General features: G+C 67.6%; 20 protein-coding genes. 12 read left to right on the forward strand and 8 right to left on the reverse strand.

What is annotated here, in order from left to right; genetic code table 11:
• Positions 1-3: 3 nt before the first annotated feature.
• Positions 4-990 carry a PQQ-dependent sugar dehydrogenase gene (locus tag AMK34_RS36075; RefSeq protein ID WP_073848329.1) on the reverse strand — a complete coding sequence of 329 codons (987 nt, stop codon included), beginning with the start codon at positions 988-990 and terminating at the stop codon, positions 4-6.
• Between the two features lie 254 nt (positions 991-1,244).
• Between AMK34_RS36075 and pqqA the strand changes: the two genes are divergently transcribed.
• From pqqA to pqqB, 5 genes are all read left to right on the forward strand, one after another.
• A complete protein-coding gene (gene pqqA, locus AMK34_RS36080) occupies positions 1,245-1,340 on the forward strand; it encodes a pyrroloquinoline quinone precursor peptide PqqA (RefSeq protein WP_007033797.1) in 96 nt (31 codons plus the stop codon).
• Positions 1,341-1,416: 76 nt separating this feature from the next.
• Positions 1,417-2,106 (forward strand): pyrroloquinoline-quinone synthase PqqC, encoded by a 690-nt coding sequence (gene pqqC / locus AMK34_RS36085; protein WP_038508790.1) that lies wholly within the window; start codon positions 1,417-1,419, stop codon positions 2,104-2,106.
• Positions 2,107-2,108: 2 nt separating this feature from the next.
• Entirely contained in the window at positions 2,109-2,381 is a 273-nt protein-coding gene (gene pqqD, locus AMK34_RS36090; RefSeq protein ID WP_073848330.1) for a pyrroloquinoline quinone biosynthesis peptide chaperone PqqD, read from the forward strand.
• Positions 2,372-3,451: a pyrroloquinoline quinone biosynthesis protein PqqE gene (gene pqqE / locus AMK34_RS36095; RefSeq protein ID WP_198941818.1), complete on the forward strand. Its 1,080-nt coding sequence runs from the start codon at positions 2,372-2,374 to the stop codon at positions 3,449-3,451. Before pqqD ends, pqqE begins: the two co-directional genes overlap by 10 nt.
• Positions 3,448-4,311, forward strand: a complete 864-nt coding sequence (gene pqqB, locus AMK34_RS36100) for a pyrroloquinoline quinone biosynthesis protein PqqB (RefSeq protein WP_073848331.1) — start codon at positions 3,448-3,450, stop codon at positions 4,309-4,311. Before pqqE ends, pqqB begins: the two co-directional genes overlap by 4 nt.
• Here pqqB and AMK34_RS36105 read toward each other — a convergent pair.
• Complete coding sequence (locus tag AMK34_RS36105; RefSeq protein ID WP_073848332.1) at positions 4,308-5,282, reverse strand: aldo/keto reductase; 975 nt, start codon at positions 5,280-5,282, stop codon at positions 4,308-4,310. The two genes, pqqB and AMK34_RS36105, sit on opposite strands and share 4 nt — an antisense overlap.
• 107 nt (positions 5,283-5,389) lie before the next feature.
• Between AMK34_RS36105 and AMK34_RS36110 the strand changes: the two genes are divergently transcribed.
• Together AMK34_RS36110 and AMK34_RS36115 are read left to right on the forward strand one after the other, a co-directional pair.
• On the forward strand, positions 5,390-5,908 hold the full coding sequence (locus AMK34_RS36110; RefSeq protein WP_073848333.1) for a winged helix-turn-helix domain-containing protein: 519 nt from the start codon (positions 5,390-5,392) through the stop codon (positions 5,906-5,908).
• Positions 5,905-7,125, forward strand: coding sequence for an MFS transporter (locus AMK34_RS36115; RefSeq protein WP_073848334.1), 1,221 nt, complete (start codon positions 5,905-5,907; stop codon positions 7,123-7,125). The genes AMK34_RS36110 and AMK34_RS36115 overlap by 4 nt, the downstream gene beginning before the upstream one ends.
• Before the next feature lie 52 nt (positions 7,126-7,177).
• On the opposite strand, the gene AMK34_RS36120 is transcribed toward AMK34_RS36115, so the two are convergent.
• Positions 7,178-8,554 carry an amidase gene (locus AMK34_RS36120; RefSeq protein ID WP_073848335.1) on the reverse strand — a complete coding sequence of 459 codons (1,377 nt, stop codon included), beginning with the start codon at positions 8,552-8,554 and terminating at the stop codon, positions 7,178-7,180.
• A gap of 8 nt (positions 8,555-8,562) precedes the next feature.
• Complete coding sequence (locus tag AMK34_RS36125) at positions 8,563-9,552, reverse strand: D-2-hydroxyacid dehydrogenase (protein ID WP_083650099.1); 990 nt, start codon at positions 9,550-9,552, stop codon at positions 8,563-8,565.
• Positions 9,553-9,652: 100 nt separating this feature from the next.
• On the opposite strand from AMK34_RS36125, the gene AMK34_RS36130 reads away from it, so the two are divergent.
• Genes AMK34_RS36130 through AMK34_RS36140 form a run of 3 tightly spaced genes read left to right on the forward strand, consistent with a single transcriptional unit; the run spans position 9,653 to position 11,904 of the window.
• Complete coding sequence (locus tag AMK34_RS36130; protein ID WP_016336992.1) at positions 9,653-10,393, forward strand: maleate cis-trans isomerase family protein; 741 nt, start codon at positions 9,653-9,655, stop codon at positions 10,391-10,393.
• 44 nt (positions 10,394-10,437) lie between these two features.
• Complete coding sequence (locus tag AMK34_RS36135; RefSeq protein ID WP_073848336.1) at positions 10,438-11,208, forward strand: maleate cis-trans isomerase family protein; 771 nt, start codon at positions 10,438-10,440, stop codon at positions 11,206-11,208.
• 3 nt (positions 11,209-11,211) lie between these two features.
• On the forward strand, positions 11,212-11,904 hold the full coding sequence (locus tag AMK34_RS36140) for a GntR family transcriptional regulator (protein ID WP_073848337.1): 693 nt from the start codon (positions 11,212-11,214) through the stop codon (positions 11,902-11,904).
• A 4-nt stretch (positions 11,905-11,908) separates the two neighbouring features.
• Here AMK34_RS36140 and AMK34_RS36145 read toward each other — a convergent pair whose 3' ends face one another.
• The 3 genes from AMK34_RS36145 to AMK34_RS36155 form a co-directional block, all read right to left on the reverse strand.
• On the reverse strand, positions 11,909-12,385 hold the full coding sequence (locus AMK34_RS36145) for a DUF4262 domain-containing protein (RefSeq protein WP_038508772.1): 477 nt from the start codon (positions 12,383-12,385) through the stop codon (positions 11,909-11,911).
• Between the two features lie 429 nt (positions 12,386-12,814).
• Positions 12,815-13,876, reverse strand: coding sequence for a tartrate dehydrogenase (locus AMK34_RS36150; protein WP_038508770.1), 1,062 nt, complete (start codon positions 13,874-13,876; stop codon positions 12,815-12,817).
• Positions 13,873-15,336: an NAD-dependent succinate-semialdehyde dehydrogenase gene (locus tag AMK34_RS36155; protein WP_073848338.1), complete on the reverse strand. Its 1,464-nt coding sequence runs from the start codon at positions 15,334-15,336 to the stop codon at positions 13,873-13,875. Before AMK34_RS36155 ends, AMK34_RS36150 begins: the two co-directional genes overlap by 4 nt.
• 88 nt (positions 15,337-15,424) lie before the next feature.
• Between AMK34_RS36155 and AMK34_RS36160 the strand changes: the two genes are divergently transcribed.
• Positions 15,425-16,675: an aspartate aminotransferase family protein gene (locus AMK34_RS36160; RefSeq protein ID WP_038508766.1), complete on the forward strand. Its 1,251-nt coding sequence runs from the start codon at positions 15,425-15,427 to the stop codon at positions 16,673-16,675.
• The gene (locus tag AMK34_RS36165; RefSeq protein WP_073848339.1) at positions 16,675-17,172 is read left to right on the forward strand and encodes a DUF3830 family protein; all 498 of its coding nucleotides are present in this window, start codon (positions 16,675-16,677) and stop codon (positions 17,170-17,172) included. The genes AMK34_RS36160 and AMK34_RS36165 overlap by 1 nt, the downstream gene beginning before the upstream one ends.
• A gap of 60 nt (positions 17,173-17,232) precedes the next feature.
• Here the strand turns inward: AMK34_RS36165 and AMK34_RS36170 are convergent, their stop codons facing one another.
• A complete protein-coding gene (locus tag AMK34_RS36170; protein WP_073848340.1) occupies positions 17,233-18,219 on the reverse strand; it encodes a hypothetical protein in 987 nt (328 codons plus the stop codon).
• Positions 18,220-18,262: the final 43 nt, after the last annotated feature.

Below are 18,262 nucleotides of genomic sequence, written 5' to 3' on the forward strand. Positions count from 1 at the left end.
GGGCTAGCTGCCGTCGGAGACGTACAGGCCGCCCGGGGTGATCGTGTACAGCTGGCCGTCCGGGCCGGCGGTCGCGTCACGCGTGCGGCCGAGGTTGGTCCAGAGCTTTCCGCCGTTGCCGTTCAGGTCGAGCTTGTACGTGCCGCCCTTGAGCGACGCCATGTACAGCGAGCCCTTGTAGGCCGCGAGCCCGCTCGGCGTCGCCGAGGACGTCGGCCAGGACTTGACCGGGTTGGTCATCCCCGCCGTGTTGCACGGGCCTTCGCAGGTCGGCCAGCCGTAGTTCTTGCCCGGCTCGATCTTGTTCAGTTCGTCGAGCTTGTTCGCGCCGATGTCGGAGATGTACAGCTGCCCGTTCGCCCAGGTCAGCCCCTGGACGTTGCGGTGGCCGTAGGAGTAGACGCGGCTGTTGAACGGGTTGCCGGGCGCGGCGGCGCCGTCGGTGGTGACGCGCAGGACCTTGCCGCCGAGGGAGTTCTTGTTCTGCGCGTTGGCGCCGTTCTGGCCGTCGCCGGTCCCCGCGTAGAGGTAGCCGTCCGGCCCGAACCGGATCCGCCCGCCGTGATGGTACTGCGAACCACGCGGGATGCCGGTGACGATCGGCGTCGGCGGCTGGCCCAGCTTCAGCTTGGCGATGCGGTTGTCGGAACTGGTCGTGTAGTAGATGAAGACCGTCTCGTCGGTGGCGTACTTCGGCGAGACGGCGATGCCGAGCAGGCCCGCCTCCGCGGTGACGCTCACGCCGGGGATGGTCTGGACCGTGGTGACCTTGCCCGCCTTGTCGATCTTGCTGATCGTCTTGGCGTCCTTCTGCGTGAAAAGGCCGGTGCCGTCGGGCAGGAAGTCGATCGACCAGGCCTGGTTCAGGCCGCTCGCGAGCTGTCTGATCGCCTGGACGGACGGCGCTTCGGCGGCCGTGGCCGGGACGGCCGCGATCGACACGGCCGTCGCCGCGGCGAACGTGGCGGCGAGAGTACGACGTAAGGACATGGGACGCCTCCTTCAACTACCCCTGGAGCCCCGTTGAGTTGGATAGAAACACACAACATAACGAAACGGACACCACTGGACGGGCTATCGGGCATGCGGGCTGTTAACCGTTGTGTGCGCCGAGCGTGACGAATCGGGCGGTGCGATCCGCCATAGGTAGGAAACTTTACAAAATAGCTCCGGAAATCGGCGGCGCGCTTCTAGGGTGGCGGGGCTCGGCCCGGTTCGATCCCATGTGGACGTTAGGAGCGGAAATGATCGAAACCATCGAGGTATGGACCACGCCCGACTTCGTCGAGTACGAAACCCCCATGGAGGTCACCGCTTACGCGGCCCGCATGGAGGACTGAATCCGCATCCGGTGGTGGGGGCCGTCCCCCACCACCGCGCCGCCGTCCCGATCAGCGAGCCGTTGGAGGCAGCCCGATGTCCGTCATGTCGTCGTCGGAGTTCATCGCGGCTCTGCGCGGGCTTTCGCATCGCTACTGGGGAACGCACCCGTTCCACGTGCGGATGCACGAAGGCGACCTGTCCGAGTACGAACTGAAGATCTGGGCCGCGAACCGCTGGTACTACCAATGTGTGCTCCCGCAGAAGGACGCGGCCATCATCAGCAACTGCCCGCTGCCGGAGATCCGCCGTGAATGGCTCGACCGCATCGTCTACCACGACGGGGCGCGGGCCGGGGACGGCGGAATCGAGCGATGGCTCCGTTTGTGCACCGCGGTCGGGCTCGACCGCGAAGAGGTTCTCGATCAGCGGCACGTCGCGCCCGGCGTACGGTTCGCCGTCGACGCCTACGTGACTTTCGCCCGCACGAAACCTTGGCTCGAAGCGGTCGCTTCGGGGCTGACCGAAATGTTCGCCGGCCATCTCATGCAGCGGCGGGTCGCCGACATGCTGGCGAACTATTCGTGGATCGCCCCGGAAGACCTCGCCTACTTCACCAATCGCATCGACAAGGTCTCCGGCGAGGGCAAGGGAACGCTCGACATCGTGGTGCGGCACGCCGTCACCCGTGAGCAGCAGGAGAAGGCGATCGCCGCGCTGTCGTTCAAGACCGACGTGCTGTGGTCGATGCTCGACGCCATCGAGCGCGCGGCGGCCAAGGAGTAGCCATGACCACACTCGAAAGAGGCTCGGTGCCGCGGCTGCGGCGCGGGGTCCGGCTGAGCTACGACCAGACCAGGGAAACGCACGTCCTCCTGTTCCCCGAAGGCGTGCTCGTCCCGAATGCCACGGCGGCGGCCGTACTTTCCCTCTGCGACGGCGTCGAGGACGTCGCTGGGATCGCATCGGCATTGAGCAAGCGCTACGCCGGTGTCCGCGAGGAAGAAATCCTGGACGTCCTGTCCCGGCTCGGAGATCGGCGGATCGTCGAATGGACCTGAACACCGCGGCACCGCTGGGCATGCTGGCCGAGCTGACCCATCGCTGCCCGCTGCATTGCCCCTATTGCTCGAATCCGGTGGAGCTGATCGCCCGTGATGGCGAACTGTCCACAGAGGAATGGCTTTCCGTACTCTCGCAGGCGCGGGAACTCGGCGTGCTCCAGGTGCACATGTCCGGCGGCGAGCCGCTCGCCAGGCCGGATCTGCCCATCCTGGTCGAGCACGCCACGAAACTGGGCTGCTATGTCAATCTGGTGACGTCCGGGCTGGGCCTGACGGAGTCCAGATTGGACGATCTCGTCGAACGCGGCATCGCGCATATCCAGCTCTCCGTCCAGGGCGCGACCGCCGACCGTGCGGACCGGCTCGCCGGCGCTCGGGCCCATGACCGGAAACTGGTCGCCGCCGAACTGATCAAGAAGGCCGGGCTGCCGCTTTCGGTCAACGTCGTGCTGCACCGGCAGAACCACGACCAGCTCGCCGGGATCATCGACCTCGCCGAGGAAATGGGCGCGGACCGGCTCGAACTGGCCAATACGCAGTACTACGGCTGGGCCCTGCGCAACCGCGACGCCCTGATGCCGACCCGGCGGCAACTCGACGAGGCCGAACCGATCGTGCGCGCGGCCACCGAACGGCTGCGCGGCCGGATGGAGATCATCTACGTCGTCGCCGACTACTACGAGCAGTACCCGAAGCCGTGCATGTACGGCTGGGGTGCGCGGCAATTGACGGTGGCGCCCGACGGCAACGTGCTGCCGTGTCCCGCGTCGACGGCGATCGAGACCCTGGAATTCGACAACGTGCGGGACAAGCCGCTGGCCTGGATCTGGTACGAATCCGCTTCCTTCAACGCTTATCGCGGCGAGGACTGGATGCCGGACACCTGCGGCACCTGCGATCGGCGCGCGATCGACTTCGGCGGCTGCCGGTGCCAGGCGTTCCAGCTCACCGGTGACGCCGCCGCGACCGACCCGGTGTGCTCGCGTTCACCGCATCGCGGCGTCGTCGACCTCATTCTGTCCACACAAGCGAAAACGGACGAACTCGTGATGCGGGCGCCGCGATGAGGGTGATCCTGCTCGGTACCGCTGCGGGCGGCGGTTTCCCGCAATGGAACTGCGCCTGCGCGCTGTGCGTCTCGGACGCGCCGCCGCGGACCCAGGACTGTGTCGCGGTGAGCGCGGACGGCGAGGGCTGGTACCTGCTCAACGTGTCACCGGACATCCGCGCGCAGATCCTCGCCACGCCGCCCTTGCGCGCCGGGCCGGGGCCGCGGGAAATCCCGCTGCGCGGGGTGTTGCTGACCGACGCCGAACTCGACCATTCCCTCGGCCTGCTCCTGTTGCGGGAAGCGGGCGGCCTTCCCGTGTGGGCACCGGACGCCGTTCTGGGTGCCTTGTCCGAACAGTTTCCCGCGCGATCGATCATCGACGGTTACGGTGGCTGGCAGTGGCTGCCGTCGTCGGATGTCTCCATCGACGGTCTCCGCGTGAGCATGCTTCCCGTGAGCGACAAGCGGCCGAAGTACGCCCGTTCGTCCACTGAGGACGGACCGTGGGTGGTGGCGTACCGGATCGAAGATGTCCAGACCGGCGGCGTCTTCGTATACGCACCATGCTTGAAGAGCTGGCCGGACGGGTTCGACGACTTCACCCGCGACGCCGGCCTGGTGCTGCTGGACGGAACCTTCTACGCGCCGGACGAGATGTCGGGCGCCACCGCGGCCGAGGTCGGCGACGGCGCCCAGCTGGCGATGGGGCATCTGCCGATCACCTGCAGTCTCGCGAAGCTGCGGCCCGGCCCGCGGTGGGCGTACACGCATCTGAACAACACGAACCCGGTGATCGACCCGGCCTCGCCGGAGCACGCCGCCGTACTGGCCGGCGGCGCCTCCCTTCCGTTGGACGGTACGGATTTCAAGCTCTAGGCGACGCCTTCGGGGCTAGCGCCCGAAACGGGAACGGCGTCGGCTGTGAGACGATCGATCTCCGCGAGCTCGTCCGCGGACAGGTCGATGTCGGCGGCGGCGAGGCTGGCCTCGATGTTGGCCGCCTTGCGCGCGCCCACGATCGCGACGTGCACGCCCGGCTGGGCGAGCGTCCACGCGATCGCGAGCTGGCTGACCGAGATCCCCTTGCCCGCGGCGAATTCCTTGAGCCTGTCGACCACGGCGAGGTTGCGCAGGAAGGTGTCTCCGGTGAACGCCGACGACCGGGACCGCCAGTCGGTCTTCTCGAACGTCGTCTCGGGCGTGAAGGCTCCGGTCAGCAGGCCGCTGCCGAGCGGGCTGTACACGAGGACACCGATGTCGTTCTCCCGCGCGTACGGCAGAGGATCGGTCTCGATGTCGCGGCGGAACAGGTGATACGGCGGCTGCAGGGTTTCCACCGGACGGGTCTTGTCGAAGGCGGCCAGCCCGGCGGCGTCGTAGTTCGAGACGCCGACATGCCGGATCTTCCCGGCGTCGACGAACTCCTGCAGGATTCCCGCCGTCTCCTCGGCCGGGGCGTCGGAGTCGGGCCAGTGGATCTGGTAGAGGTCGATGTGGTCGACGTCGAGGAAGCGAAGACTGTCCTCGATGCCTTGCGTCAGCCACTCGCGCCGGGAGTCGCGTGGCCGTTCGGAGCGCGGTTTGATGCCGCCTTTCGTCGCGATGACGAGGTTGTCGCGGTCGCGCTTGAGTTCCTCGCGCAGCGCCTTCCCCAGCATGGCTTCGGATTTCCCGAAACCGTAGGCCTGCGCGGTGTCGAAGAGGTTGACGCCGAGTTCGCGGGCGTGGTGGATCGCGGCGATCGCCGTGTCCTCGTCGAACGAACCCCAGTCCCCACCGAGCTGCCAGGTGCCGAAGGCGATCCTCGACACCTCGAGACCGCTCCTGCCCAATGTCGTCGTACGCATGACTCCAGCAGAGCACAGACATCGGATCACCGCACCGGTTCTCCCGGCCAACGAAACCCCCAAATAACTGTTTGACGGTTGACGTCCCGGCAGTCGATACTCGTGGCATGTCCGACTCCCCCAGCCTCGATGGGCTTCGCGTCCTCGCCCATCCAGTGCGGCTGCGCATTCTGTCGCTTTTGACCGGTGTCGCGATGAGCGCGGCCGAAGCCGCGCGCGAACTCGGTGAGACACAAGCGAATGTCAGCTATCACCTGCGGCGGTTGCACGAGGCCGGGCTGCTCGACGTCGCCGAGGAGGTCCGGATCCGGGGCGGGCTGGCGAAACGCTACCGCCACGATCCGGAGTCCGGGATGCGGTTCACCTCGAAGAACCCCGACGAGGAACAGCTGCTCATCGCGGCGATGCTCGAAGAACTCAAGCGCCGCAGCGAGTTCCGCCTGCCGGACGAACGCGGGTCGATCAGCGACGCGGAGATGTGGGTCGACCGCGAGACCTGGGAGAAGGCACTCGAACACGCCCGCGAACTGAGCGATCTGTTGCACTCGGCCGCGAAACCACCCCGCACCCGGGGCACGATCCCGGTCAGCGCGACGGTCGCGATGTTCGAGATGAGGCGACCGTGACGTCCCTGCGCGAACCGCTGCGCCAGCACAACTTCCGCTGGCTGATCGGTGGCCGCACGTTCGGGGAGTTCGGCAACGCCGTCGCCCCGCTCGCGCTCGCGTTCGCCGTGATCGACCTGACCGGTTCCGCCGTCGACATCGGCATCGTCGTCGGCGCCCGCTCGGTGGCGAGCGTGGTCCTGCTCCTGTTCGGCGGCGTGCTCGCGGACCGGCTGCCGCGCTCGGTGATCCTGCAAGGTACCGAGGTCGCCGCCACCCTGACCCAGGCCGCCATCGCCGCGAGTGTCCTATGTGGATTCGCGTCGATCCCGCTCTTGGTCGGCCTGAGCGTGGTCAACGGCGCGGTCGCCGCGATCTCGGCACCCGCGTCGGCGTCGCTCACCCCGCTGACGGTGCCCGCCACGCAGCTCGCGCAGGCGAACGCGCTGGCCAGGCTGCTGTCGAACTCCGGCCGGATCGCCGGTGCCGGACTCGGCGGCATCCTGGTCACCGCGGTCGGCCCCGGCTGGGCGCTCGGCGGCAACGCGCTCCTGTTCCTGGGCTCCGCCCTGTCCTACCGGCGCATCCGCCTCGACCGCCGGGAACGGGTCCCCGGCAGCCGCCCGCTGGCGGAACTCGCCGAAGGCTGGCGCGAATTCCGGTCACGGACGTGGGTGTGGGTCGTGGTCGTGCAGTTCATGGTGGTGAACGCCGTCATCGCCGGCGGGATCGCGGTGCTCGGTCCCGTCGTCGCCGACAGCAGCTTCGGACGCTCCGGCTGGGGTTTCGCCCTCGCCGCGCAGACGATCGGCTCGCTCGTCGGCGGGATCCTCGTGGCCCGATGGCAGCCGCGGCGCGCGCTGTTCGTCGGGGTCGCGGTGATCCTCTTCGAAGCGCCGCCGCTGATCCTCCTCGGCCAGGCGCCCTTGCTCCCGTTGCTGCTCGCGGCCATGTTCGTCTCCGGACTGGCGATCGAGCAGTTCGTGGTCGCGTGGGACGTCTCGCTGCAGGAGAACGTGCCCGAGGACAAACTCGCGCGCGTCTACTCCTACGACATGCTCGGTTCCTTCATCGCCCTGCCGCTTGGCCAGATGGCGGCCGGACCGGCCGCACAGCACTTCGGGGTCAGCACGACCCTGCTCGCGTGCGCCGCCCTGGTCGTGGCCGCCACCTGTCTCGCCCTGTGCAGCGGCCAGGTGCGCGGACTGGTCCGGAAGACCTACGCCGCCCGGCCCTGACCGCCCGCCCCGCGAAAGTGGTAGCAAAGGTCCCTTGCTCCCTTTCCGCAGGTCACGGCCAGGGGCGGACCTCCTCGAGGAGCTTCGCGACCGCGAGCACCAGGTCGTCGGAGTGCCGCGGGCCGACGATCTGCAGACCGACCGGAAGGCCGCTGGAGGTGCGGCCGGCCGGAACGCTGATGGCGGGCTGCTGGGTCATGTTGAACGGGTAGGTGAACGGCGTCCAGTCCGGCCAGCCGCTCAGCCCGCTTCCCGGCGGCACCTCGTGTCCGGCTTCGAAGGCGGGGATCGGCAGCGTCGGCGTGATCAGCACGTCGTAGCGCGTGTGGAACTCGCCCATCAGGATGCCCAGCGCGGCCCGCTCGGCGTTGGCGCCGAGGTAGTCGCTCGCCGAGAAGGTCTTGCCGAATTCCCAGACCTTCCGCAGCCCGGGATCGACCTTGTTCTCCGAACCGGCGGGGAAGGTGTCCAGCCACTTGGCCGCCCCCGTCGACCACAGGATGTCGAAGGCGGGCTTGGGATCCGTGAAACCGGGATCGGCCTCTTCGATGTGCAGGCCCGCGTCACCGAGCGACTGGACCGCCGATTTGACGATCTCCGCGACCTCCGGATCGACATCGACGTAGCCGAGCGTCGGCGAGTACGCGGCGATCAGCCCTCGCACGTCCCGGCGGACGGCCTCGCGGTAGGTCGAGACGGGCGGGGCGAGCGCGGCCGGGTCGCGGTAATCGGGCATCGCGAGAACGTCGAGGAGCAGCGCCGTGTCGTCCACCGACCGCGCCATCGGGCCGGCGTGCGAGAGCGGCCCGAACGGGCTCGCCGGGAACAGCGGGATCCGGCCGTGTGTCGGTTTGAGACCGACGATTCCGCAGAACGAAGCCGGAATCCGGATCGAGCCGCCACCGTCGGTGCCGACGGAAAGCTCGCCCATCCCCGCCGCGACGGCCGCGGCACTGCCCCCGCTGGAGCCGCCCGCCGTCGTCGACGGGTCGACCGGGTTGCGGGTGATCCCGGTCAGCGTGTTGTCGGTGACGCCCTTCCACGCCAGTTCCGGCGTCGTGGTCTTTCCCAGCAGTACCAAGCCGTTCTCGCGCAGTCGCGCGGTGACCGGGCTGTCGACGTCCCACGGCTGGTCTGGGTCGATGCACCGCGAACCGCGCAGCGTCGGCCAGCCCTGCGTCAGGAACATGTCCTTGATCGACGCCGGGACACCGTCGAGCCAGCCGATCGGATTACCGTCCCGCCACCGAACCTCGGACGCTTTCGCCTGTTCGAGCGCGCCGTCGGCGTCGACCAGGCAGAAGGCGTTGGTCTCACCGTCGCGTTCCTCGATGACACGCAACGCGTTCTGGGTGGCCTCGACCGGCGACAGCTCTCCGGTGGCATACGCGGCGACGAGCTCGCTCGCGGTCAACTTGGTGTCGTTCAATCCGGCCCCTAACCTTGGCGAAGCGTCTCCGACGGCACGTATCCGAGCTGCTTGTCCACGACGTTGCGCAGCGGCTCCCCCGCGCGCCAGCGACGGAAGTTGTCCGCGAACACCTCTACCAGAGTATTACGCCAGCCGACGAAGTCGCCCGACATATGCGGCGAGATCAGCACGTTCTCCATAGTCCACAAAGGACTTTCGGCAGGCAGTGGCTCGGTGTCGAAGACGTCGAGCGCCGCACCGGCGAGCGAGCCGTCCCGCAGCGCGCCGATCAGATCCGAGGTGACGACCAGTTCACCGCGGCCGACGTTGACGAACCGGGAGCCGGGTTTCATCGCGGCGAAGGCCTCCGCGTCGAACATGCCCTTGGTCTGCTCGGTCAACGGCGCGACCGCGACGACGTAGTCCGCTCCGGGAAGATGACGAGACAGCTCCGAAGACGCGTACACGTCGCCGAAGTCGGGATCGCCCTCACGAGCACGGCGTCCGACACCCGCCACCGACATCCCGGCCGCCCGCAGCATCCGAGCGATCGACCGGCCGATCGGTCCGGTGCCGACCACCAGTACCCGGCGGCCGGAGATCCGTTCACTCTCCCGGTGCTTCCACTGCCGCTGCCTCTGCAGGTCCCACGACCGGGCGAAATCCTTGGCGAACGCGAGGACGACCCCGAGCACGTACTCGGCTATCGCCCCGTCGAACACCCCCCGCGAATTGGTGAGTACGACGTCGCTCTCCTGCAGCCCCGGGAAGAGCACCGGGTCGACGCCCGCGCTGGCGATGTGCAGCCAGCGCAGCCGATCGGCCGCGTGCCAGGCGCCCGGGACGGCGGTGGACAGGAAGTCGTAGACGAAGAACGCGTCGGCGCCGGATAACGCATCGGCCAACCCGGCCGCGTCGGTGTAACGAACCACCGCTTCGGCTTCGATAGCGCGCATGTCCGGTGGGCGCGTGTCTCCGCAGAGCACCGCCAGCACAGGGGTCTCCGAGGCGATCACGTTGACACCGTAAAAGTGGCTCGTATGATTGTCAACAATCCGAGGAACGACCCCCGGAGCACCGGACCTGTGACAGCAGAAGCTTTCCGGAGGCTGAGACTTGGATTTCGACTTACTGGAGTTCGAAGGCCCGTTGGCGCAGCGCGGTATCGGCGTGATCGCCCCCTTCGACCTCGCCCTGGAACGCGAGCTGTGGCGCTGGGTTCCCATGGAGGTCTCCCTCCATCTGGCGCGCACACCGTACGAGCCGGTGCCCGTCAGCATGGAGATGGCCCAGCTCGTCAGCGACAGCAGGCATCTCGCCGCCGCCACGAGGGACGTGCTCCACGTGGAGCCCGAAGTCGTCGCCTATCTGTGCACCTCCGGCAGTTTCGTCAACGGTGTGGACTACGAACGTTCTCTGACCAAGGCGATCTGCGACGCGGGCGCGACGGACGCCGTCACCACGTCCGGAGCGCTGGCGGAGGTCCTGCATCAACTCGACCTCCACCGGGTCTCGGTGCTGACGCCCTACGACGGCGACCTGACCGGGAAGCTGCACGACTTCCTGGCCGAACTCGGCGTCCGCACCGTTTCGAGCGACCATCTCGGCCTGGGCGGCGGCATCTGGAAGGTCAGCTACCGGACCATCGCCGAACGCATCCTCGCCGCCGACCACGCCGACGCCGAAGCCATTTTCGTCAGTTGCACCAACCTCCCCACCTACGATCTGATCGAGCCACTCGAAAGCGCGCTCGGCAAACCCGTCCTCACCGCGAATCAGCTCACGATGTGGGCCTGCCTCCGGCGGATGAACCTGCCGATCGTCGGGCCCGGCAAGTGGCTCCGGGAGGTCGACTGACCTCTTCCCTTACGATTGTCGACAATCTGCCCTCCGGAGGTTCCGTGCCCATCACGCCGTTCGCCCCACCCGAGCCGCCGTCCGAGACGACCACCATCGGGTTCATCTATCCCGATCACGCGGCCGAAGACGACTACCCGCTCGCGGAACAGCTCCTCGGCGGGGACATGGCCGGGATCAAACTGCCGGTCGAGCACATCTACGGGACCGACCTGCACGCCGTGCCCGAGCTCCTTGACCTCGGCAGCGAAAGCCGGCTCGCCGACGGCGCCGCACTGCTGGCCAAACACGAACCGGACGCGGTGGTCTGGGCGTGCACCAGCGGCAGTTTCGTCTACGGCTGGGAAGGCGCCCGCGATCAGGCCGACCGGCTGGCCGCCGTCGCCGGCGTCCCGGCGTCGAGCACCTCCTTCGCCTTCGTCAACGCCGCACAGGCCCTCGGCGTCCGGCGGGTCGCGGTCGCCGCCAGCTACCCCGACGACGTCGCCCGCCTGTTCGTCGAATTCCTCGGCGCGGGCGGGATCGAAGTGGTCTCGATGGGCAGCGCGGACATCGACACCGCCGCCGAGGTCGGCGGACTCGCCCCGGAAGCCGTCGTCGAACTCGCGGTGAGCCGCGACCACCCGGCCGCCGACGCCCTGCTCGTCCCCGACACCGCCATGCGGACGCTCGGCGAGATCAACACGCTCGAAACCAGGCTCCGCAAGCCAGTGCTGACCGCCAACCAGGTCACCGTCTGGGAGGGCCTGCGGCTCACCGGCAAGGCCCCGCTCGTCCGCACCTTGGGCGCCCTGTTCGGACTGAGGAGCAGCTGAACCATGTCCTTGCCGGAAATCGAGCCGGTCAGCCGGGAGTCCACCGCCGGGATCATCGCGCGCCAGCTGCGGGACGCGATCATGACCGGCGCCCTCCCTCCCGGCACCCAGCTCGGTGAAACGGACCTGGCCTCCCGGTTCCAGGTTTCGCGGGGACCGCTGCGCGAGGCGATGCAGCACCTCGTCTCCGAAGGGCTCCTGCGCAGTGAGCGCCACCGCGGTCTGTTCGTGATCGACCTCGAACCCGGCGACGTCTACGACATCTACTCGGCGCGCTCGGCCATCGAACGCGCCGCGATGCTGCGCGCCTTGCGCGGGGACCGGGAACGGGTCGCCACCGAACTCGAAGAGGCCGTGCGCGCCATGGCCGCCGCCGCGGACGACGACGACCCGACCGCGCTCTCCTGGGCGGATCTCCGGTTCCACGAGGCGCTGATCGCCGCCTCCGGCAGCAAACGGCTCGTGCGCATGGCACGGACGCTGCTGATCGAGACCCGGATGTGCCTCACCGCTCTGCAGGGCACCTATCAGCAGGTCAAAGAACGGGTCACCGAGCACACCAGGATCATCGAGGCCCTGCGGGCGGGCGACGAAGAGACCGCGCTTTCGCTGCTGGAAGCCCATATGGAGGACGCCGTCCAGCGACTGGCACCGGGAACCAGCCTGCGGGAGGGCGAAGCTCCCGCGGTGCCCTAGGGATTCAGCCACGGCCCCGCGCCCCCAGCACCGGCTGCCCACCGGTCCCGCCACGGAACTCCCTGTCCCACGGCCAATTTCCGTGCTCGTCCTCGTAGACCAGTTGCAGGGCGCGGAAGTTCTCGCCGTACAGCAGGACGGCGGTGAGCAGATGCGCCGACGGCGAACTGAGCGGGACGACCTCCAATGACGGCCATCCCACCTCCGCGGGCAGCACCTCGCCCGGCTCCGGCGGCCCCGACCGGACCACCTGCTGGGCGAAATAGTTCAGCAGCTGACCGGATCTTCGTTCTCTCAGGCCGGTGACGACCAGTTCCGGAAGCCCGGCGTCGGTGAGCCCGACCGTGTACGCGAATCCTGGTTGCACGATTCCGCGCTCGACCGTCTGCACCATCCAGCCGTACTTCCGGATCAGCGGGCGGACCTCCTCGGTGAGGTAGTCGGCGCGGGTCTTCCCGGGGTTGTCGCAATGCCAGCACATCGGCACTCCTCCAGTCGTCGAATCCGATGATCGACACTGTGCACCGGGGCACCGACAAAAACTCGCGCCCCGGATCGGCGCACGTGCGACGAGCGGGCTTTCATACTGGACTTCGTGCCGAGATTCCCTTTCGTGGCAACGTTTTCCGTCGTGAGAAAATCTGCAGGTTTGCCGAGAGGAACGAACTCTGCGAAGTTCAACGGCGGGACCGGCACTATCGAGCGGTACGGCAAGGTGACGTGTTGCGAAAGCCACTTTCGCAACGCTGAAGGTTGGGAAAGTGGCTTTCGCAACCCTCCCGCACGAACCGGACCGTGAAGGCCCCCTTCATTGCGCCTAACGCAGCGAAGGGGGCCTTCACGTACTACCCGAAACCATGAATGGACCATTCATGACATCCAGGACTTGACACGTCACCGGGCGGATGGTTCAAGATAGAGCGGCGACCACCGCGGACCCGAGTTCGGCGGTGGTGGACTTCCCGCCGAGGTCGGGTGTCTGCACGGTCCCCTCCTCGAGAACCTTTTCCACCGCGGCGCGTACATCTTGTGCCGCAACGGTTTCCCCGAGATGTTCGAGCAGCATCGCCCCCGCCAGGATCTGCGCCACCGGATTCGCGATGCCCTGTCCGGCGATGTCGGGAGCGCTGCCGTGTACCGCCTCGAACATGGAAGGGAGCTCACCGGTCGGATTGATATTGCCCGAAGGCGCCATTCCGAGCCCGCCCGTCACGGCCGCCGCCAGGTCGCTCAGGATGTCGCCGAACAGATTGGAAGCGACCACGACGTCGAGCCGGTCCGGCGCCTGCACCATCCGCGCGGCGAGCGCGTCGACATGACATTGTTCGGCGTGCACGTCCGGATACTCCGAAGAGATCTCGGCGAAGATCTCGTCCCAGAACGGCATCGAGTGAATGAGCCCGTTGGACTTGGTCGCCGAGCAGACCCGACCCGTCCGCGTCTTCGCCAACTCGAAGGCGTAGCGGATGATCCGCTCCACCCCCACCCGCGTGAACACGGATTCCTGTAAGACGAACTCGTTGCCGAGACCGCGGTTGTGCCTGCCCCCGATCTCCGAGTACTCGCCCTCGGAGTTCTCCCGGACGATCACCATCTCCAGTTCGTCGGCGCTCCGGCCGGCCAGTGCCGACGTCGTCCCCGGCAGCAGCCGGACCGGCCGGAGATTGACGTACTGACCGAACGCGCGCCGAACCGGAATGAGGAGGCCCCACAGGGAAACATGATCCGGGACGCCGGGAAAGCCGACGGCACCGAGAAAGATCCCGTCGAACCGGGAGAGTCGCTCGATACCGTCGTCCGGCATCATCGAGCCGGTCTTGGTGTACCGCTCACAACTCCAGTCGAACTCCTGCCACGACAAAGAGAAACCGTGAGATGCCGCCGCGCGGTCGAGGACCTTGCGGGCCTCGACCGTCACGTCGACGCCGATCCCGTCGCCGGGGATGCTCGCGATCCGATACGAAGAAGTCACAGAGCCACCGCGATGTACTTGGTCTCGAGGAACTCGTCGATGCCGACGGTGCCGCCCTCGCGGCCGAGGCCGGATTGCTTGATCCCGCCGAACGGCGCCGCCGGATTCGAAACCAGCCCTTGGTTGAGGCCGATCATGCCGGCCTCCAGCCGTTCCGAAACCCGCAATGCCCGCTTGAGATCGGAGGTGTACACATAGGACACGAGACCGAATTCGGTGTCGTTCGCCGCTGCGATGGCCTCGTCCTCGCTGTCGAACGGGGTGATCGGGGCGACCGGCCCGAAGATCTCTTCCGACGCGAGCCTGGCGTCCTTGGGCACGTCGGTGAGCACCGTGGCCTGATAGAAGTTGCCCGGACCGTCCACAGTGGATCCACCGGTGAGGACGCGCGCGCCTCGCTCGGTGGCGTCGGCGACCAGGCCACTGACCTTCTCGACGGCGGCTTCGTCGATGAGGGGGCCGACCACGACACCCTCCTCGGTGCCACGCCCCATGGGCAAGGCCTCCATGCGCTCGGTGAGGCGCCGAGAGAACTCGTCGACTATGTCCCGCTGGACGTAGAAGCGGTTCGCGGCCGTGCAAGCCTCACCGATGTTGCGCATCTTCGCGGTCATCGCGCCTTCGACCGCCGCGTCGAGGTCGGCGTCTTCGAAGACGAGGAAGGGGGCGTTGCCGCCGAGTTCCATCGAGGTGCGGAGCACCTTGTCCGCGCACTGTTCCAGCAGCTTCCGGCCGACGCCGGTCGAGCCGGTGAAGGACAGCTTGCGGGCGCGACCGTCCCGGATCAACGGCTCCATCACGCCGCCTGAATCCGACGTCGTCAGCACGTTCAGCACGCCTTCCGGCAATCCCGCTTCGGCGAGAATGGCCGCGAGGGCCAACATCGAAAGGGGGGTCTGAGCAGCGGGTTTGATGACCATCGTGCAGCCTGCCGCCACCGCGGGCCCGATCTTGCGGGTGCCCATCGCCATGGGGAAGTTCCACGGCGTGATCAGCAGACACGGGCCGACCGGCTGTTTAGTCACGAGGAACCGGCCTGTCCCGTTGGGAGCGACGGCGTAGCCACCGTCGATCCGGACGGCTTCCTCCGCGAACCAGCGGAAGAACTCGGCCGCGTAGGTGATCTCGCCCTTCGACTCCGCGAGCGGCTTGCCCATCTCGAGGGTCATCAGCAGCGCGAGTTCGTCGGCGCGCTTGATCAGCAGCTCGTAGGCGCGGCGCAGGATCTCACCGCGTTCACGCGGGGCGACGTTCGCCCAGTCGGCCTGCGCGGCGACGGCCGCGTCGAGTGCGCTGACTCCGTCCGCCGGTGACGCGTCGGCCACCTCGCACAGGGCTTCGCCTGTCGAGGGGTCGAGAACGGGGAAGGTCTTCCCGTCGGCGGCGGGCACCCACTTGCCGCCGATGAACAGTTCCTTGTCGACCGACGTGACCACGCCGGCCTCACTGATCGAGCTCATCCCAACGCTCCTCCATGTTGTCCCGAACGCCATGCTATGGATATTGTCAACAATCGACAACAGCTCAGCCGACCTAGGAGCGCAGCCCATGGCCCAGCTATCACCGCTGCTCAAGCAGGCAACGCCGGTCGTGGTCGACCACGGTGAAGGGGTTTACCTCTACGACACCGATGGCAAACGTCACCTGGATTTCACCGCCGGTATCGGCGTGACCAGCACCGGCCACTGCCACCCGCACGTGGTGAGCGCGGCGCAGGAGCAGATCGGCAAACTCATCCACGGGCAGTACACGACGGTCATGCACAAGCCGATGCTGGAGTTGACCGAGAAGCTGGGCGGTGTCCTGCCGGAGGGCTTGGATTCACTCTTCTACGCGAACTCGGGCAGCGAGGCGGTCGAAGCGGCGCTCCGGCTGTCGCGGCAGGCGACCAAGCGGCCCAACGTCATCGTCTTCCAGGGCGGGTTTCACGGCCGGACGGTCGCGGCGGCGACGATGACGACGTCGGGTACCCGGTTCAGCGCAGGGATCTCGCCGCTCATGTCCGGGGTGCACGTCGCACCCTTCCCGTACGCCTTCCACTACGGCTGGGACGAGGAGACGGCGACGAAGTTCGCCCTGCGCGAGCTCGACTACCTGTTCGCGACGGTCTGCGCGCCGAACGAGACGGCCGCGTTCTTCATCGAGCCGGTGCTCGGCGAGGGCGGGTACGTCCCGGCGAACCCCGCGTTCCTCGCCGGGCTGCGGGAGCGCGCCGACAAGCACGGGATCCTGCTGGTGATGGACGAGATCCAGACCGGTTTCGGCCGGACGGGCCGGTTCTGGGGACACGAGCACTTCGGGGTACGCCCGGACATCGTGCTCATCGCGAAGGGGCTCGCGAGCGGCTTCCCGATCTCGGGCATCGCCGCGTCGGAGGAGCTGATGGCGAAGGCGCTCCCCGGTTCCCAGGGCGGCACTTACGGCGGTAACGCGGTGGCCTGCGCCGCGGCGATCGCCACGCTCGAAGTGATCCAGCGCGAAGGTCTGGTCGAGAACGCCGCCGAACGAGGACGTCAGCTCCTGGAAGGCGTGCGGGTGATCGCGGACAAGTCGCCGTCGATCGGTGACGTGCGCGGGCTGGGGCTGCTGGTCGGTTCCGAATTCACCACACCGGACGGCGAGCCGGACACGGCGAAGGCTCAGGCGGCGCAGAAAGCCGCGTCCTCCAACGGGTTGCTCCTGCTGACCTGCGGGGCGTACATGAACGTCGTGCGGATGGTGCCGCCGCTGATCGTCGACTCCGAACAGGTCGACGAGGCGCTGCGGATCTGGGGCGACGTCGTGGCGGGGGTCGAGTGATGGCCCGCTACATCACGATCACCCTGGACAAGCGCGGGGTTTCCTGCCGCGCCCGGCTGCTCGACTCCGAAGCCCCGCGGACCTGCCGCGCGGTGTGGGACGCGTTGCCGCAGAGCGGTTCGGCCTACCACGCGAAGTACGCGCGCAACGAGGTCTACACCCTCGTGCCGCCCTTCGCCGAACCGAAACCAGGCCGTGAAAACCCGACGGTGACCCCCATTCCAGGGGATGTCGTGTACTTCGGGTTCGAGGCTTGGGAAATCGGCAACCCGGCGTACGGCTACGACGAGGACAGTGAGGCGCACAGTGATCAGGGTGCGACGGATCTCGCGATCTTCTACGGCCGCAACAACCTGCTGATCAACGGTGACGCGGGCTGGGTGCCCGGCAACGTGTTCGCGACGATCGAAGAGGGGCTGGCCGAGATGGCGGAAGCCGCACAGGATCTGTGGCTGCGCGGTGTCGAGGGCGAGACGCTTTCGTTCGCCCGCGCGTGAAGCCCGTGGGCGGTGCGGGTTTCCACCCTCACCGCCCACGGGCCGGCACCCCTCCCTGGCTTACTGCTTCAATTCGGAGAGCCGGTACTCGACGCCACCGACCTCTTCGCCGCGCTGGTCGACCTGAGTCACGTTGACGGTGTACTGCTGCCCACCTCCTGCTTCGGCTCCCGCGGTGAAACTCAGTCTGGCGCCCACCTGCTCCCCCGACTTGAACGTCAGGCCACTGATCCGGGCTCGCTGCGGATCGACGATGGCCAGCTCGGTCTCGCCGATCCGTTCGACACCCTCACCCTTCGCGCCGGCTGCCCGCCAGCGTGCGGCGAGGTCGGGTCCGAGGTCGATGGTGATCCGTCCCGGGCCGGTGAACGGCCTACCCGGCTGCGTGAAGACGATGTCGCCGACCGCGGTGGGATCGGGGCCGTCCCAGCCGAACACGATCGGCCGGTACTCGGGGATCTTGATCTTGAACGGCAGGACGTTCACGTTGTGCCAGCCGATGTTGTTGTTCTTGCGTGCGTTGGTGGACGTGCTCAAACCTTCGGTCGGCAGGTCGGTCGGCGAAAGCCACCGTGCCAGCAGGCAGAAGTGTGAGCCGAACGGGACCGTCCACGGGATGACGACCGTCTTGGTGCCATACGGTACGGACACGCCGGTCTTCGAACCGATGTAGGTCCACTGGCTCGCCCATTGGGCCACGGTGCCCTGTTTCGTGTAGTAGACCTGCAGCGTTCCCTTCTCGAGCCCGTCCCCGTACGGACCGGGATTGTTCAACGTGACATGGATGTAGACCTGTTCCCCCTGGTGGACCGGCTGGTCGGTGAGGCAGGGGGTTATTCCCTTGCACACCCGGATGTCGGGACTGGAGTAGAGCGAACCGGTCGAGGGTTCGAACCCGACATCGGACGTGTTGTCGCGGATGAAGACGTCGCTCCGGTCCCCCGGTGCGGCCTGCACCGCCGGCGTGACCCCCGCGAACAGCGTCGCGGCGGCCAAGATGGCCGAGGCGAGCAGTGCTCGCCTGCGCCGCGGATTCCTGCTGATCATGTTCCCCTCCTAGGGCGAAACGTTCGACCCGTTGACCGTCGGT

The organism is Amycolatopsis sp. CB00013 (genome assembly GCF_001905755.1).
In the GTDB taxonomy this organism is placed as follows: Bacteria; Actinomycetota; Actinomycetes; order Mycobacteriales; family Pseudonocardiaceae; genus Amycolatopsis; species Amycolatopsis japonica.

Coding starts and splice junctions, on each gene's coding strand:
- AMK34_RS36075 (WP_073848329.1), bottom strand. CDS start 990: ATGTCCTTACGTCGTACTCTCGCCGCCACGTTCGCCGCGGCGACGGCC.
- pqqA (WP_007033797.1), top strand. CDS start 1,245: ATGATCGAAACCATCGAGGTATGGACCACGCCCGACTTCGTCGAGTAC.
- pqqC (WP_038508790.1), top strand. CDS start 1,417: ATGTCCGTCATGTCGTCGTCGGAGTTCATCGCGGCTCTGCGCGGGCTT.
- pqqD (WP_073848330.1), top strand. CDS start 2,109: ATGACCACACTCGAAAGAGGCTCGGTGCCGCGGCTGCGGCGCGGGGTC.
- pqqE (WP_198941818.1), top strand. CDS start 2,372: ATGGACCTGAACACCGCGGCACCGCTGGGCATGCTGGCCGAGCTGACC.
- pqqB (WP_073848331.1), top strand. CDS start 3,448: ATGAGGGTGATCCTGCTCGGTACCGCTGCGGGCGGCGGTTTCCCGCAA.
- AMK34_RS36105 (WP_073848332.1), bottom strand. CDS start 5,282: ATGCGTACGACGACATTGGGCAGGAGCGGTCTCGAGGTGTCGAGGATC.
- AMK34_RS36110 (WP_073848333.1), top strand. CDS start 5,390: ATGTCCGACTCCCCCAGCCTCGATGGGCTTCGCGTCCTCGCCCATCCA.
- AMK34_RS36140 (WP_073848337.1), top strand. CDS start 11,212: ATGTCCTTGCCGGAAATCGAGCCGGTCAGCCGGGAGTCCACCGCCGGG.
- AMK34_RS36145 (WP_038508772.1), bottom strand. CDS start 12,385: ATGTGCTGGCATTGCGACAACCCCGGGAAGACCCGCGCCGACTACCTC.
- AMK34_RS36155 (WP_073848338.1), bottom strand. CDS start 15,336: ATGAGCTCGATCAGTGAGGCCGGCGTGGTCACGTCGGTCGACAAGGAA.
- AMK34_RS36160 (WP_038508766.1), top strand. CDS start 15,425: ATGGCCCAGCTATCACCGCTGCTCAAGCAGGCAACGCCGGTCGTGGTC.
- AMK34_RS36165 (WP_073848339.1), top strand. CDS start 16,675: ATGGCCCGCTACATCACGATCACCCTGGACAAGCGCGGGGTTTCCTGC.
- AMK34_RS36170 (WP_073848340.1), bottom strand. CDS start 18,219: ATGATCAGCAGGAATCCGCGGCGCAGGCGAGCACTGCTCGCCTCGGCC.